Source organism: Marinifaba aquimaris (assembly GCF_013328345.1).
Lineage (GTDB): Bacteria > Pseudomonadota > Gammaproteobacteria > Enterobacterales > Alteromonadaceae > Marinifaba > Marinifaba aquimaris.
Genome location: NZ_JABULX010000007.1, coordinates 111,204 through 127,199, shown reverse-complemented (window position 1 = coordinate 127,199; position 15,996 = coordinate 111,204). Strand labels below are relative to the sequence as shown.

The 15,996-nt window shown below is 40.3% G+C and carries 15 protein-coding genes; 7 read left to right on the top strand and 8 right to left on the bottom strand.

Going from position 1 to position 15,996, the window contains the following annotated elements; genetic code table 11:
* The 3 genes from ftsY to ftsX all read left to right on the top strand — a co-directional run.
* On the top strand, positions 1–1,034 hold a 1,034-nt coding region (gene ftsY / locus HR060_RS07060; protein WP_174199587.1), incomplete at its 5' end, for a signal recognition particle-docking protein FtsY.
* A 155-nt stretch (positions 1,035–1,189) separates the two neighbouring features.
* On the top strand, positions 1,190–1,885 hold the full coding sequence (ftsE, locus tag HR060_RS07055; protein ID WP_174199586.1) for a cell division ATP-binding protein FtsE: 696 nt from the start codon (positions 1,190–1,192) through the stop codon (positions 1,883–1,885).
* Positions 1,882–2,868 (top strand): permease-like cell division protein FtsX, encoded by a 987-nt coding sequence (gene ftsX, locus HR060_RS07050; protein ID WP_174199585.1) that lies wholly within the window; start codon positions 1,882–1,884, stop codon positions 2,866–2,868. Before ftsE ends, ftsX begins: the two co-directional genes overlap by 4 nt.
* Here ftsX and HR060_RS07045 read toward each other — a convergent pair.
* On the bottom strand, positions 2,865–4,100 hold the full coding sequence (locus tag HR060_RS07045) for an EAL and HDOD domain-containing protein (RefSeq protein ID WP_174199584.1): 1,236 nt from the start codon (positions 4,098–4,100) through the stop codon (positions 2,865–2,867). The genes ftsX and HR060_RS07045 overlap by 4 nt on opposite strands.
* Positions 4,101–4,332: 232 nt before the next feature.
* Here HR060_RS07045 and rpoH point away from each other — a divergent pair, with 232 nt between their 5' ends.
* Positions 4,333–5,199 (top strand): RNA polymerase sigma factor RpoH, encoded by an 867-nt coding sequence (gene rpoH, locus HR060_RS07040; RefSeq protein ID WP_174199583.1) that lies wholly within the window; start codon positions 4,333–4,335, stop codon positions 5,197–5,199.
* An 83-nt stretch (positions 5,200–5,282) separates the two neighbouring features.
* Entirely contained in the window at positions 5,283–5,534 is a 252-nt protein-coding gene (locus HR060_RS07035) for a YkgJ family cysteine cluster protein (RefSeq protein ID WP_246283108.1), read from the top strand.
* Positions 5,535–5,538: 4 nt separating this feature from the next.
* Here the strand turns inward: HR060_RS07035 and HR060_RS07030 are convergent, their stop codons facing one another.
* The gene (locus HR060_RS07030) at positions 5,539–6,240 is read right to left on the bottom strand and encodes a TetR/AcrR family transcriptional regulator (protein ID WP_246283107.1); all 702 of its coding nucleotides are present in this window, start codon (positions 6,238–6,240) and stop codon (positions 5,539–5,541) included.
* Between the two features lie 217 nt (positions 6,241–6,457).
* Between HR060_RS07030 and HR060_RS07025 the strand changes: the two genes are divergently transcribed.
* A complete protein-coding gene (locus HR060_RS07025) occupies positions 6,458–7,468 on the top strand; it encodes a GGDEF domain-containing protein (protein WP_174199581.1) in 1,011 nt (336 codons plus the stop codon).
* A 59-nt stretch (positions 7,469–7,527) separates the two neighbouring features.
* Here HR060_RS07025 and HR060_RS07020 read toward each other — a convergent pair whose 3' ends face one another.
* The 5 genes from HR060_RS07020 to HR060_RS07000 form a co-directional block, all read right to left on the bottom strand.
* Entirely contained in the window at positions 7,528–8,640 is a 1,113-nt protein-coding gene (locus tag HR060_RS07020) for an acyltransferase family protein (RefSeq protein WP_174199580.1), read from the bottom strand.
* Between the two features lie 111 nt (positions 8,641–8,751).
* On the bottom strand, positions 8,752–9,867 hold the full coding sequence (gene nagA, locus HR060_RS07015; RefSeq protein WP_174199579.1) for an N-acetylglucosamine-6-phosphate deacetylase: 1,116 nt from the start codon (positions 9,865–9,867) through the stop codon (positions 8,752–8,754).
* A 1-nt stretch (position 9,868) separates the two neighbouring features.
* The gene (gene nagB-II, locus HR060_RS07010) at positions 9,869–10,867 is read right to left on the bottom strand and encodes a glucosamine-6-phosphate deaminase NagB-II (protein WP_174199578.1); all 999 of its coding nucleotides are present in this window, start codon (positions 10,865–10,867) and stop codon (positions 9,869–9,871) included.
* A 53-nt stretch (positions 10,868–10,920) separates the two neighbouring features.
* Positions 10,921–11,808: an N-acetylglucosamine kinase gene (gene nagK / locus HR060_RS07005; RefSeq protein WP_174199577.1), complete on the bottom strand. Its 888-nt coding sequence runs from the start codon at positions 11,806–11,808 to the stop codon at positions 10,921–10,923.
* Positions 11,809–11,978: 170 nt separating this feature from the next.
* Complete coding sequence (locus HR060_RS07000; protein ID WP_174199576.1) at positions 11,979–12,671, bottom strand: SapC family protein; 693 nt, start codon at positions 12,669–12,671, stop codon at positions 11,979–11,981.
* 223 nt (positions 12,672–12,894) lie between these two features.
* On the opposite strand from HR060_RS07000, the gene HR060_RS06995 reads away from it, so the two are divergent.
* Positions 12,895–14,433 (top strand): tryptophan halogenase family protein, encoded by a 1,539-nt coding sequence (locus tag HR060_RS06995; protein WP_174199575.1) that lies wholly within the window; start codon positions 12,895–12,897, stop codon positions 14,431–14,433.
* Positions 14,434–14,458: 25 nt separating this feature from the next.
* Here HR060_RS06995 and HR060_RS06990 read toward each other — a convergent pair whose 3' ends face one another.
* Entirely contained in the window at positions 14,459–15,982 is a 1,524-nt protein-coding gene (locus HR060_RS06990; protein ID WP_174199574.1) for a tryptophan halogenase family protein, read from the bottom strand.
* Positions 15,983–15,996: the final 14 nt, after the last annotated feature.

Here is a 15,996-nt window from a genome sequence, read left to right as displayed (position 1 = left end):
AGCCAGAGCCAGAGCCAGAGCCAGAGCCAGAGCCAGAGCCAGAGCCAGAGCCAGAGCCAGAGCCAGAGCCAGAGCCAACACCAGAACCGGCGCCGAAAAAGAAAGGCTTCTTTGCGCGTTTAAAAGAAAGTTTAACGCGCACAAAAGAGTCACTTGGTTCGGGCTTGTTTAGTCTATTCAAAGGTAAACAAATCGATGATGAGCTTTATGAAGAGTTAGAAACACATTTATTAATGGCGGATGTGGGCATTGAAACCACAACCAAAATTATTGATGCTGTGACTGAAAAGGCTGAGCGTAAATCACTTAAAGACGCAGAAGCTTTATATGAAATCTTAAAGCAAGAAATGCGTGAAATTTTAGGCGAAATTGATAAGCCGCTTGAAATTGAAAAGAAAGATGGCCCATTTGTTATCTTAATGGTGGGTGTAAATGGTGTGGGTAAAACCACGACAATCGGTAAGTTAGCCAAGCAATACCAAGCTCAAGGTAAGTCTGTGATGTTGGCGGCAGGTGATACATTCCGTGCAGCGGCTGTTGAGCAGTTAGAAGTTTGGGGTGAGCGTAACAATATCCCTGTTGTTGCTCAGCACACTGGTGCTGATAGTGCTTCGGTTTTATTTGATGCACTAGAGTCTGCTAAAGCGAAAAATGCAGATGTGTTAATTGCTGATACTGCAGGTCGATTACAGAACAAAGGCCACTTAATGGAAGAGCTGAAAAAGGTTGTGCGCGTAATGCAAAAAATCGACCCTAGCTCACCACATGAAGTGATGTTGGTTATCGATGCTGGTACAGGTCAAAACGCCATTAGCCAAGCTAAATTATTCAGTGAAGCGGTTGGCCTATCAGGTATTACGCTTACTAAGTTAGATGGTACCGCTAAAGGCGGTGTGTTATTTGCCATTGCTGATCAATTTAATATTCCTATTCGCTACATTGGCGTGGGTGAAGGTATTGATGATCTTCGTCCGTTTGATGCAGATGACTTTATCAATGCATTATTTAGTCGTGAAGAAGAACCAGAAGACTAGTAATTAACTTCCAGATTAAGCTATGCTTATGAAAAGAAAATAAAAAAGGCCGTTTATACGGCCTTTTTCACAACTCTTATAAAAAGAATGATCACACATCGCTTAGTATTTTTGTTTGACAACGATGAAGCCCACTCAAACTTAGAGGTAGGGTTATGATTATTTTTGATCAAGTTTCTAAAACCTACGCTGGCGGCCATCAAGCGCTGCAAAAAGTAAGCTTTAATCTCGAAGCCGGTGAAATGGCTTTTTTAACGGGCCACTCGGGTGCCGGTAAAAGTACGCTACTCAAACTTATTTCCCTAATGGAACGCCCCTCAGCAGGTAAGGTTTTCATTAATAGTCACGATTTAAGTACTGTCGATAGTAAACAAGTGCCTTTTGTTCGCCGTGATATCGGGATGATTTTCCAAAACCACAGATTGTTAAGAGACAAAACCGTTTTTGATAACGTGGCTTTGCCTTTGATTATTGAAGCGTGTCATTCGCCCAAGGAAATCCGCAAGCGCGTACATGCTTCTTTAGATAAAGTGGGTTTACTAGATAAAGTGCGTTACTACCCTCAGATGTTGTCTGGCGGTGAACAGCAAAGGGTAGGGATTGCACGAGCCGTTGTAACTAAACCGCCTATTCTGCTTGCCGATGAGCCAACAGGTAATTTAGATCCTAAATTATCCATGGAAATTATTAACCTATTTGAAGAGTTCAACAGTGTAGGTGTATCCGTTTTAATTGCGACCCATGACTTGGGCTTAATTGCCCGGATGAAGTACCGTACATTAACACTGAAAAAAGGCATGATGTTCAACGATGGTTTGAACCAACTTGATGGTGATGAGGCGTTATCGTGAGTTTATTATTTAACGATCGTCAAAGCGGTGCTAATGAGAAGTCTGTGTCTTTGTTGCAACGTATTCAAGGTCAACTACTGGGTTTTATTCGCCAGTGGTTGGCGGCACTGGGTGAAATTTGGCGTGACCCTATCCCTTCGTTATTAACGATTGCGGTATTAGGTGTTAGTTTAACTTTGCCTGCTACTTTATACGTGGTGGTCAAAAACGCAGAGTTAGTTGAACAAAGCTGGGACAATGCATCTGAGATATCGTTATTTTTTAAGCAAGATATCAAAGACAAAAAGCAACAAGCGGTAATCAAGCAAATTGAGCTGATGTCAGAGGTTGAAGGTGTTCACTTTATTTCTAAACAACAGGCATTAACTGAGTTTGAGAACTTATCTGGCTTTGGCGATGCACTTAAGTATTTAGACTCTAATCCACTACCCGATGTGCTGATTGTTACTCCGCAGCCTGATTATGCTAACCCATCAGCTGCAGGTGAATTATTAACTGAACTTGAAGCATTAAAAGAAATTGACTTCGGTAAGTTGGATATTGAGTGGTTAAGGCGTTTAGAGGCCGTTGTTAGTTTAATCAAAGATGCTTTGTTTAGTGTTGCGCTCTTGCTGGTTGTTTCTGTTATCTTGATTGTCGGTAATACCATTCGCCTTTCTATTGTTAACCGCAAAGAAGAGATCGAAGTACTGAAGTTGGTCGGTGCAACGGATGGCTTTATTCATCGTCCTTTCTTATTCACCGGGGTTTGGTATGGCTTTTTTGGCGGTGTGATTGCGTGGATAGCGATTGAGTTAATGTTGCTGTGGATCAGTGCCGCAATTGATAATCTTGCTCAGCTTTATCAAACAGACTTCTCCCTACAAGGATTAAGCGGCGGTGATATGATGTATTTGTTGATGCTCAGTATGGGGTTAGGTTTAGCGGGTTCATATATAGTAGTGAAACGTCAAATCAAAGAAATAGAGCCTGACGCAACTTAATTTTTAGCCCGGCTCTTGTGCTGGGCTAATAATAAATCGGTATGACTCAAGGCTTGGTTGTATATTTCGCTGAGCTTATCTAAATCAACATTTAATGTGTTAGCTAAGTCTTCTACTGCTTGCCACTGACCTCTTTCAAACAATCTTGCCAGCTTAATATATTGCCCTAAAGTGCCTTCGCCGTTCTGCAGAGCTTGTTTAATTTCATCCAGTAAAGGCAGCTTCGTCATTAAGCTCGCCATTTCTTCATCTAATAAGGCATCAACTAAAGAAAACATCCCAGTTAAAAAAGTAGAAGGCGGATCTTGATAATCACCTCGTAAGTCTGCCACTTTTTGACAAAAGTGGGCACGTGATACGGATAAACCAAGTAGCTCACTGGGCTTTTCTTCATTCAAATTAGCGAGGGCGATTAGTGAAATGAATTTTTTCAATTCGGCTTCGCCCATGTAATTTAAGGCGTGTTTCAGATCGCCAATTTGTGCATCTTTGGTAAAGCTAGAGCTATTGATAAATCGCAATAGCTGGTAAGACAAAGCAACGTCTTTCTCGATAATGCTATTTACCGCCGCTAGATCGAGCTCTGCTCTAGAAGACATACAGATAAGTTCTAGTAAGTTAACTTGATTGGCCGACAGCGTTTTCTTTTTTAACACTTCTGGTTTGGCAAAAAAGTAACCTTGGAAAAGGCTAAACCCCAGTGTTTTGAGTTGGTCAAACTGTTCACGTGTTTCCACTTTCTCAGCCAATAAAGTAATGCCAAAGCCGCTAATTCGCCTAACATACTTGGCTATTTGTAGAATGTTAAATTGCAGTACATCAACTTTAATGATGTTGACGTAGGGCAAGAAGATATCCCATTTGGGGTCAAAATCATGATCGTCGAGCGCAATGGTAAAGCCAGCTTTGTGTAACTGCCTGACTGTTTTGAGTAGGGCGTGGCTTATCACCACATCTTCCAAGATCTCTATAACAACTGTATCTGGGTCAATTGAATTAGGAAAGCGGTGTATTAGGGTTTCTTCAGAAAAATTGATAAAGGCTTTTTTATCGCCGGTGACTTCTTCAAAGCCAGTGGCTAGATGATTTTGTGTTAATAATTTAGATGTTGCCTGGTCAGGACACATATCAAGCGGGAAGCTATTACTTTGCCCATCGCGAAATAAAAGCTCGTAAGCGTGGAGTTGGGCTTTATCGTCAAGAATGGCTTGTCTGGCTAGGAATGCATCCATTTATTGTTCTCACCTATATAATACTGCAGGTTTGTCACTTCATTGTAAGGATAGGCTGCTAATTTATACAATGGCGTATTTGTATCTAAATGTAGCTCAGTTTTTGTTTATTCTCGGGATTTTGGAACTTATCGCAAAAATTGGCACTCTTATGGTTGGAGTGCTAGATCTTTAGCACTTGATAGGTTAGAGTGCTAAACGTCGATAACGAATTAGTTATTAGGAGAACAGAATGACACGCACAGCTTCCAACACTGCATTAGCTATTAGCCCACAGGTCGGTAGTATCGATGCCTATATGCAAGGCGTTAATAGCATTCCAGTACTCACGGCTGAAGAAGAGAAAAGTTTAGCAGAGCGTTTATTTTATCAAGAAGATCTTGATGCTGCACAACGTCTTATCATGTCGCATTTACGTTTTGTTGTGCATATTGCTAAAAGCTACTCTGGTTACGGTTTACCACAAGCTGACCTTATCCAAGAAGGTAATGTTGGTTTGATGAAAGCGGTTAAGCGTTTCGACCCTAGTGTAGGTGTTCGCTTAGTATCGTTTGCAGTTCATTGGATTAAAGCTGAAATCCATGAGTTTGTATTAAAAAACTGGCGTATTGTTAAAGTTGCTACAACTAAGGCACAGCGTAAGTTGTTCTTCAATCTTCGCAAAAATAAGAAGCGTTTAGGTTGGTTTAATAATGACGAAGTCAACGCAGTTGCAAATGACTTAGGTGTGACTAGCGCTGAAGTGTTAGAGATGGAATCGCGCATGAGCAGCCAAGATCAAGCATTTGATTTGTCTGCAGACGATGATGACCAATCGCCAAACTTCTCACCAGCTCAGTATCTTGAAGATACTAATTCAGACTTAGCTGAACAAGTTGCGGGTACGCAATGGGAAGAACATGCAAATACGCGTTTATTACACGCTATCAAAACACTTGATGAGCGTAGCCAAGATATTATCATGGCGCGTTGGTTAGACGATGGTAATAAAATGACGTTGCAAGAATTGGCTGCAAAATACAGTGTTTCTGCAGAGCGAGTTCGTCAGCTAGAAAAAAATGCAATGAAGAAGCTTAAACAAGCTATGGGTGAGTTATAATCACTTTGCATTAGGCAAAAATAACAAAAAATAGCCGGCTTATGCCGGCTATTTTTTTATCTGTAATAAAGAGGTCAAATACTTTGCAGTGTCGACTTGGCTGTGGAGCATGTTGTATTGCACCATCTATCAATCAACCTATCCTAGGCATGCCAAATGGCAAGCCTGCAGGTGTGCGTTGTATTCAGCTAAATGACGATAACCTATGCAAAATTTTTGGCGACCCAAGCAGGCCTAAACTTTGCGATGGTTTTAAAGCTGAAAAAGACGTCTGTGGTGATAATACAGCTCAAGCTCTGCAAATTATTACCGAACTTGAGCGTTTAACGAGTTAACGCCTTAAGAACCAAACATCTTAGATAGTTTCCAGAATCGCCCTTTACTATCTTTGCTACTTAAGTGACCTTGCCATAGCTGAAGCAAAGCACTTCTCGCTTCAGACCCAAATTCAGGCTGTAAAATGGCAAATTGAGTCGCATCGAGTTGTTGATTGTCTTTTTGCGCAATCTGCCAAATACCCAATAAGATGGCATAGCTACGCATTAATAGCTTGGCACACAGCTCTTCATCCGTAGACTGTAATTTAGCGGCGAGATTGTTAGCAGTAATTTTGACTATGTTAGATAAGCTAGTTTTAAATGCCAGTAGGTCGTCATTAGCAACATTACGTTCGAGAACCGAGTGGCTTAAACTGGCCAGTTGGAAAAATTGTGGTTGTGCTTCGATATATTGGCAAATTGCGTTTATGATATCGTCCGCTTCTGGTGAATCAACGGTGATCGCAGCAGAAATATCCGCAAACCAAGTTTGGTAGTGTTGCTCTAATAAGGTTAAAAAAATGGTTTCTTTGCTTTTGAAGTAAAGATAAACCGTACCTTTTGCAACACCAGATTGTGAAGCGATGGCTGCGGCTGTTGGTAAGATTTCTGGGTTGGCATCAAACAGTTGTGAAGCCGTATTTAAAATCAAACCTCGCTTTTGTTCTTTGTCTTTTTCAGTTCTTGCTCGCCTTGTTGGCATTTTGTCCTTTTCTAACAACATCTTATATCCCTAATTAAGCATTGCTGATTGGTTTTTGTGCAACAATATTCTTCTTAACATAGCTTATAATTATAACACTTTGATGATTTATATTTGATATATAAAATATTATATCGAAATTGGTATTTTTTGACGAAAAAAGGCAGTATTAAATTTTGCAGTTCCTTAAATTTAGAGCTAATTGTTTAAAGTTAACGGAACGTTTTTCGAGGGTAGTATGGAATTAAAACGCAGAGACTCCATTGAGCAAGCAAAACAATACATGTTGCTTGCTACTGAGTTATTAAAAGAAAATGAACTCGCGTGTGATCCCAACAATTATGCAGTAGCTTACGAAATCGTTAAAGGTAACAATTCAACATTAGCTTCTACGTACGACAAGTTTAAAAAAACTGGACGTAAAATTGATAACTACTGTTTAGAACAGTGGTCACAAGAATTCATGTCAGCTGAAATCCCTTCTGAAAATAACCTGCTCAGCGGGTTAGATAAGGTATTGGTTGAACTTAAAAAGCATGTCTCTGGTGCTGGTGGTAGTGTAGAGGGATACTTGCAAAAGCTAGATACAAGCATGTCTATGCTCAACAAAACTGATGATGGAATATCACCAAACAAGGTCATTAAATCGGTTGTCAAAGCAACTCATCAAGTTAAAACTGAGCAAGTGCAGCTAAAAAGTCAGCTTGATGCTTCGCAATCTGAAGCACAATTGTTAAGGCAAGAGCTCAATAAATTACAGCGTGAAGCGGTGACTGATGCATTAACAGGCCTGGCCAATCGCCGTGGTCTTGAGCAATATTTACAAAGTTTAGACGATGGCTCACAGCTGAGTTTAATGGTGTTAGATATTGATCACTTCAAAGGTTTTAACGATACCTTTGGCCATTTAATTGGTGATGTGGTGCTGGCTAAAGTTGCAGATCAGGTTAATAAATGTCGACCAAAAGGATCAACGGCAGTTCGTTTTGGTGGTGAAGAGTTTATTTTAATCACTACTAATGAAGATGTAGATGCCTTACAGAATTTGGCTGAAACGGTTAGAACTAAAGTAGAGTCGATGAAATTAATTAATGGTAAAACGAAGCAGCGCTTACCAACAATTACCGTCTCGTTAGGTATTGCTGTTCAGCAAAAAGGTGAAGTATTTGAACAGTTACTTTCGCGTGCTGATAATGCGCTTTATCAAGCCAAAGATGCAGGTAGAAATCGAGTACAGCTAGCTGTTTAAATTTTTGTATAACCATAAAAAAGGGCGTTGATTTCAACGCCCTTTTTTGTTGGAAGATACTAAATTTTGATAATGATTTTCTTTTTGTACAGGTAGTATGAGATTGCCCAAAACAGCACTACGTGCGCAATAGCAAACACCAGTGAAGCCATTTTCTCAGAGAAAATAGGTAGCAACTGCTGCCATAAGTAAGTGTAGAAAGTTAATGTTTTACCTTCTGCCGTCTCACCCATAGGGATTGCCCAATAAGTCGCTGCCCAAATCCAAGATAGGCAGTAAATGAATAATGGGTTAAGACCGTAAACCTGCCAAGGTTTGGCGATAGACATCTTGCCTTTTAAATCGATTAACCAAACAAACAGTGCAAGTAACAATAACGCTGCACCAGATGTAAAGATAACGTATGAGCTAGACCAGATGTTTTTGTTGATAGGCATTAATAGTGAAACAAAATAACCTACACCGACAATAGCTAAGCCCCAAAGCACTAGCTGTTGTACTGCAACGTTAAAGTCTTTAATTTGAGATAAACGACGTGTTGCTTCAAAACCAAATACCACATTAACTACCGCTGGTAATGTACTTAGCACGCCTTCCGGATCGAATGGTATACCGAAGCCACCATACATGTGCGCTTCGCCTAGAATCGCTAAATCAACCGTTTGAATAATGCTATTTTCTAGACCAAATGGCTCTGCACCACCGAATAGTAAGAAAATAAAGTAATAACCAGTTAAGATTGCCAAACACGCGATATAAAGCTGCTTTTGATTACAATATAAAATCAGCAAGCTAGCGACCAAATAACACAAACCAATACGTTGCAGAACGCCCATGATGCGCACTTCTTCTAAGCCAATTGCAAAGAAGTTATAGAGGTTTAAGCCAAAACCAATTAAGAACATCAGTATAGAGCGCTTGATCACTTTCCCTATCGCTTCAGATGAAGCTTGATAGTTGATTTTCTTGAAGGCGAAGAACATGGCCGAGCCAACAATAAATAAGAAGAAAGGGAAAACTAAATCAGTTGGGGTCCATCCATGCCAATCAGCATGTAGTAACGGTGCATATACATGTCCCCAGTCACCTGGAGTGTTAACTAAAATCATTAACGCTATCGTAAGTCCACGAAAGGCGTCTAAAGCATGAAATCGAGTTGGCTTTTCTGACATATATTTCTCAAATTTATTTAATTAATTCCATTATATATAACAAAGCAGGCTTTAGCCTGCTTTGCTGAACAAGGTTTGGATATTTATACCCATTTCATTGTTTTTTGCGGATTAAAACTGTTGTTGACCAGCAATCCAGCTTGCAGTGACCTCATATTGGTCATTGAATACGATGAAATCTGCTTGTTTACCAGGTGCAATTGCACCTAGCTGGTCACCTAGGCCAATACAATCAGCTGCATATTGTGAAGCCATTCTTAATGCTTCTTCTAAAGATACATCTAATGTTTCAACGGTATTTTTAACCGCACCAATCATATCCAATACAGAGCCTGCTAGCGCACCTGATTCATTTGTTAGTTTGCTACCTTCACGGGTCACTTTTTCATTAGCTAATACAAAGTGCGTTTCAGTTGTACCAACAGGTGGCATAGAATCACTTACTAAAATGATTTTACCTGGTTTAGCTTTAATCGCGACTTTTGCTGAACCAGCATGAACGTGGTGACCGTCAATGATGATGCCGCAATAAGCGTCACTTAATAAGGCTGCGCCTGTTACACCAGGCTCACGCGAAGTCATTGGTGACATTGCATTGTATAGGTGAGTAAACCCTGAAGCGCCTGCTTCGATAGCTTTCATTGTAGTATCAAAGTCAGTATTAGTATGACCTAAGAAAACGATAACGCCATTATCAACTAATTCTTTAATCTGTGCTGGTGTGACGTTTTCTGGTGCCACAGTAACTTTTACAATACCTAGGTCTTTTCGTGTGTATACGGCCATTTCATCAGCTGATAATTCACGAATATACTCGGTTGCGTGCGCACCTCTTTTAGGAATAGATAGATGAGGCCCTTCAAAGTGAACACCGATAATACCAGGAACACCTTTTTCGATAGCTGCTGCAATAGCATCAGCAGCATTTCGGATCACATCGATACGATCTGTAATAAGAGTTGGTAACATGGCTGTCGTACCAAATTGACCATGCGCTTTCATCATAATCTCTAGCGCTTCGACGTTAGTATCAGAGTTTAGTAATTTACCGCCGCCGCCATTTACTTGAATGTCGATTAAACCCGGTGCAACTGTACCTGCAACTTTTACTGCATCAGCAGGCGCATCACCACCTACAGATACAATTTTGTCGCCTTCAAAAGTCACTGCTACATTTTGCTGGAATTTTTCGCCGTCAAATAAACGTTCTGCAATAATCGTCGTCATTTTATAAAGTCCTAGTAATTTTTTGGATCCCAGGGGGATTATCTGGATCAATACCTCTCGCTTTGGCAATCTCTGGTAAATCGAGATAAAAACGCTGAAGCACGGTTAATGGTGCAAAGCGAGGCGGGATTTTCTTAAATGGTTGTTTAATATGATGTAAAGATACACCACGTTGCTCAAATTGACGTACTTGCGCCATGTGAGACTTAAAAGATTCATCTTGGATAAGTGTATTAAGCACAGTGATATTTTGCTCAATCAGGCTAACACCACCGTGTAAAAACTCTGCTGAGCTAAAAGGTTCTGCATGAATACCGCATAAACCCACCAATTTTATCGCTACTTCACGTGCTACAGCATAACCAAAACCTCGACCCAAAATAGCACAGTCTTTTACATCGGTAAGAAGTTCAGGCTGAATGATAGAAGGGGCTTTAATTGACTGTTCAAGCAGCTCAGGTAAATCATAAATAGAGCGGCGTAGTTCTTTGTTACTTGACCATTTAGCTGCAAACTGAAGCAATGCAGATAACGTTGTTAATAAGCTTTTTGTCGCGCCGATAGCATTTTGTTCACCTGCTTTTAGTGGCAGTACAGCATCAGTGATATCACACAGAGGAGAGTTTTCGTCGTTGACCAATGCTACGACAAACGCCCCTGATTGTTTAGCCATCTCTGCTTGTGCCAAGATGTCAGGGCTGCGACCCGATTGACTGATTACTAAAACTAAAGCTTTATCGAGATTCAGTTTTTTACCATAAATACTGGTAACTGATGGTGCAGCTGAAGCAACGGGAATACCGGTTTCAATCTCAAAAAGATATTTGGCAAATGTACCAGCGTGATCGGATGAGCCTCTACCTACAATGTAGATGTATCGAGGTTTCATTAGTTTTAAGTGTGAACCCAGTTTATCGGTGGCGTGATCATTTTCTTCTAGCTGCTCAGCGATCCGTTTTGGTGCCTCTTTAGCCTCTAGAGAAATAAGCGGTTCTGACATATACACTCACTAAAAAATGAAAAGCCTAACGGGACGTTAGGCTTGAAGTGAAATTAAGCTTTTTGCTTTATCATTTCTTTGGCAAAGAAAACTGCGCCGTCTTCTGGTTGGCCAAGTGCAGGAGAAACTTGAGATGCGATATCTTCATCCATCCAGTTAATGATAAGCGGTGCTAAGCCACCTAACATAGATAAACGACCAGGATTGTAGCTCATAAGCTTGCGCGCTAGTTTACTGATGTAATCGCCGCCTTCTTTTAAAATCTCAATAGCTACTTTATCGCCGCGGTCTGCTGCTTGGTGCACTAATGGAGAGAAACGACCAAATGCAGCTGAAGGTGCTTTAGTCATTAATTCGATAATAGGGTAAGGACCTACAACACCAAGTTGCTCTTGGATTGTATCTGTTAACTCTGTTGGTTCTGCTAAACCGTCTAATACTTCTAAAACGTGTTGAACGGCTTTTAAACCTGTCCATGCGCCAGCGCCTTTATCACCTAAACCAAAACCGTGGCCGCCGACCATATGCGTTTCACCATCAACGACTGCAACACCACAAGAACCTGTACCTGTGATAATCGCAGCACCGTTAAGTGAGTTATGTGAACCATAACAAGCAATGTGTAGATCAGTAGTCACGAAGAATTCTGCGAAAGGGTGCTTCCATGACGTCATGATATCCATATATTTTGGAAGGTTAACACCAGCTAAACCAGCACCTGCAACTAACTCTGACATTTTTTCAGCAGGTAAGCCCGCATCGGCTAATGCAACTTCTGTTGAAGTGATGATGGACTCTTGAGCTACTTCCACGCCGTGTACAGGGTTACCAGGACCTGCTGTACCTTCACCTATGATCTTTCCTTCTTCAGTTGAATAAATTACCGCTTTACATTTTGTACCGCCGCCATCTAGACCTAAAATCAGTGGTGAATTTGCCATGCTATTGCCTCTTCCTATTTGTCAAAAATGTATATAAGTATTTACAAGTTTGCTACTTATTTTTATGGATAGATTCTACGATACTTTTGGAGTAAAAGGCAAAAGGAGGGGAGGGCAGGAAGTGTTAAAAAAGGCTAAATTAGTTGAATAATTTAGCCTCTGGAGAAGAATTAAGCTTTTGGAGCTAATAACTTTGTTCTGCTAAGTGATAATAACTGTGAATAGATAGGTAAGAAGAAGTTCTTTGCCTGAATCGCACTCGTGATTTCTTGTGTTAAGTTTGGCAGTTTTTTCTCATCAATGATAAAAATGCCATCGATAGTTTTATCTTCTTGGCCTTCTGCTTTTACTGTAAGGCTAGTTGGCACGAGAAGATCATATAAAGAGAGAAGTTTGCAGAACTCTGCTGTTAAACCAGACATATTTGTGTGTTGGATTAATAGTTCTTTCTTACTTTTCAGGTAATCAGTTTCTTCACCGTTTTCAAATAATGCTCGGCCTTCACTTGCAATCGCGTTGCTCTGAGTATTTAGAGTGATGTATCTTTGCTCAGGATCTTTCTCATCAGCAATGAGTACGAAAGGAGGCACTAATACACAGCGTGGAAGGTGTTCAGCAACCCAGTTACCATCTTGGAAAAAGTTGTTCTTTTGCGTTTCGGTACTTAATAAAGCAACGGGCTGGAACTGACCTGTCTCAGAATTTTTTACGAATACAATTGGGTAAGAATGGCATGCAGCAGAAAACTCATCTACACATAAAGGTAATAAGTGTTGGTTTTCAGTAGCTTGGATATTTTTATTGTCATCAATTTTGATATCGGCGTGTTTTTCTTTTGTTAGACCTTCAAATTGAGCTGTCATTATTCTCTCCGTTAGTGAATGCTTATCTGCACGCAGGTTAATATATTTAGTTACAACCTACAAACGAAAATATTTATGCGTGTTATCTATCGCTTTTTTGACTTAGGTTAATTTATCTGTTGATCCAGTATTAATAGTGGCTGCGTAGAAAGGCTAATAAATGACATACCAAGTTGAAGGTGATAATCTCTGACGTAGTTGGTGTATAGATGAAGACGCTTTTATGAATAATAATGTAGAAAAAGTAATAGTTTTAGGCGGTGGAACATCAGGCTGGTTATCCGCTGCTATGTTAGCAAGTTCGTTTATCAAAACGGGCAGAGATATCCAAGTTGAGCTGATTGAGTCGGAAAATATTCCAAATATTGGTGTAGGTGAAGGTACATTCCCGACTATCCTAAGTACGCTTCATGAAATTGGATTGTCAGAAAAAGAGTTTTTAACAGAATGCGACGCTAGTTTTAAGCAAGGCGCTGAGTTTAGGAATTGGCTATATGATCCTGCCCAAAAGCAGCATGCTTATTATCACCCTTTTGATCCACCAGCAAAACCTAATGGCTTAGACATTTCTTCATATTGGTTGAAGCGCTTTAAAGACGAACCTCAAGGTCGCAGTTTCAGTCACGGTGTTACTGTGCAATCACATTTATGTGATAAAAACTTAGCCCCGAAAACAACTCAAACACCCGAATATAACTGGTTGGCCAAATATGCCTATCATTTAGATGCAGGCAAGCTAGGTCAACTCCTTCGCAAGCATGCAACTGAAAAACTTGGCGTCAAACACACATTTGCCGACATTGAAAAAGCCGAGCTAGATAGCGATGGTTTCATTGATTATCTGATTGCTGAAGATGGCCAGCATCACAGCGCTGACTTTTTTGTTGATTGTTCAGGCTTCGCTGCTTTACTTATCGATAAAGCGTTAAAAGTACCATTCTTAGATAAGAGCAAATATCTTGCAGTAGACACGGCTGTTACCATGCAAGTTCAATATGACTCTCAAAATCAAGCTATTCCGACTCATACGATTTCAACAGCACAAGAAGCCGGTTGGATCTGGGATATTAGTCTTCAAACTCGCCGTGGTTGTGGCTATGTTTATTCTTCTAAACATACAGACAAGGCGCGAGCTGAAATTGTTTTTAAGAAATATTTAGGCCTTGCAGAAGATGCTGATGTCAAACTTAGACACATTAGCTTCACCAGTGGTTATCGTCAAAAGTCTTGGGCTAAGAATTGTGTTGCTGTTGGTTTTGCTAGTGGCTTTGTTGAACCATTAGAGGCGACTGCTATTGCTATGGTTGAAGCGGGTATCCGTTCATTAGCAGCCCGTTTCCCTTGTAATCGAGCAGCAATGGCTATCCGAGAAGTACAATATAATGAAATCTTTACTAGCCGCTGGAACAACATAATCGACTTTATCAAACTTCACTATTGCTTAACCAAGCGTACTGACAGTGAGTTTTGGATTGAGCAAACCAACCCAGATTCGATTCCAGAAACCTTGTTACAAAAGCTAGAAGCTTGGCGCCATTACGCTGTTTCTGAAGGCGATTTCCCTAACAAGTACGATATTTTTGGCGTCGCAAGTTGGCAGTATATTATTTATGGTTTGGAGTATTACCCAGACTATGTTGAGTGCGGTATGGCACCAGAGGACGTAGTGACTAAAAGCTTGGCCTCAATTCAATCTATGGCTTCGAGCGCACCAAATAGCTTAATGTCTAATAGACAAACGATAAAAGCATACAAGATGTAAGAAAGGGGCTTTAAGCCCCTTTTTTTTATATTTGATTAAGCCCGTATTTGGCTATCTTCACTAATAATTCCCTGTGCTGCGGTAACTCTTCAGCAAGTTTCTTAGCCATTTGGTTTACTTGTGCACTTTGTTGTTCCGCTCTATTGCTGTAATTTAAATCTAGCTCTGGTGGCGCTGTTTTAAATTTCATTCCATATAAAACATAGAGGTAATTCTCGATATCGAATACCTCAATTTTTGATGGAAAGTCAGAGCGAACAGGGTTTGTTTGCTGCCAGATAGCAAGTCTATCCGCAAGGCGCTGAGAAATCGTTTCTGGTGCTCTATTATCAATCCAAAAGTCTGAGTCAGTTCTGTCTGAGATGCAGTAATGAAGCTTGATAAAATCGAGCGTGTTTGTCCAAACTTCTGTTAATTGTTCATTGTATCTGCGTGCCAGCGGCGCTAGGGTTTGTTTGTCCCTTGGGAAGCGTTCTGCTAGTAGTTTGGCTGAGAAATCTGTAAGTAGTAATGCCGTTGCTTCTAGAGGCTCTACAAAGCCTTGAGAAAGCCCTATGGCGACACAGTTATGCGCCCAGAACTTTTCTCTAAAGCCGATACGCATCTTAATTTCTCTTGGTGATAACTCATCTAAAGAGCGACCAATGTAACGTTCTACTTTTTGGTAAGCTAAATCCGTGTTTAGGTGGTTATTTGAAAATACAAAACCAACGCCTCTGCGCTCTGGTAGCGCTATATCCCATATCCAGCCAGCCTGATGTGCTGTTGAGATAGTATATGGCGGTATAATTCGGTCTTTTTCTGTCGGCACTTGTACTGCAATAGCAGTATTGGTTAGCAGTTCTTTCGATTTATCAATTAATCCTACGTTGAGTTTTTTCTCGATTAAAAAACCCTGGAAGCCCGATGAATCAACATAAAAGTCAAATGGTAATGATTCGGCCTTGTCAGTTAGTAGTTCTCGTATTGAACCATCTTCTGAAAATGTAACATCGGTAATTTTTGCTGATAGATACTTAACGCCAAATTGCTCTTCAGCGTGTTTTTTCAATAGTTTCGCAAATTTTGCTGCATTTAAGTGATAAGCGTATGTGGTTGCTCCTTCATATTCTTTATCTGTAATGCGTTTAGGTGCTTTGAAGTTGTCACAAACTAAGCCTTGAAATGAAACCGTATCGGCAAAGCTCTGTTCAGTTTTATTTAGCCAGTATGGCGTTAAATCTTCGTTAAATGGGAATGGGTAATCAAATAAGTGATGGTAATAGTTATTTTCACCGTGCTGGTGCTTATCTAACCAATTTACAAACTTAATTGATTGTTTGAAGGTTGCATCACACTGAGAAATAAACTCCGACTCTGAAATACCAAAGTGTTGTAAAGTCTGCCGCATCATAGGGACAGTACCTTCACCGACACCTATGATAGGCGTATCAGGATCTTCAATTAGTGTGATTTGAATTTGCTCTTTTTCGAGTGCTTTCCCTAAATGATTGGCTGTTATCCATCCTGCAGTACCACCGCCGATAATGGCAACATTTTTTATTGTCATTGTTTATACCCATT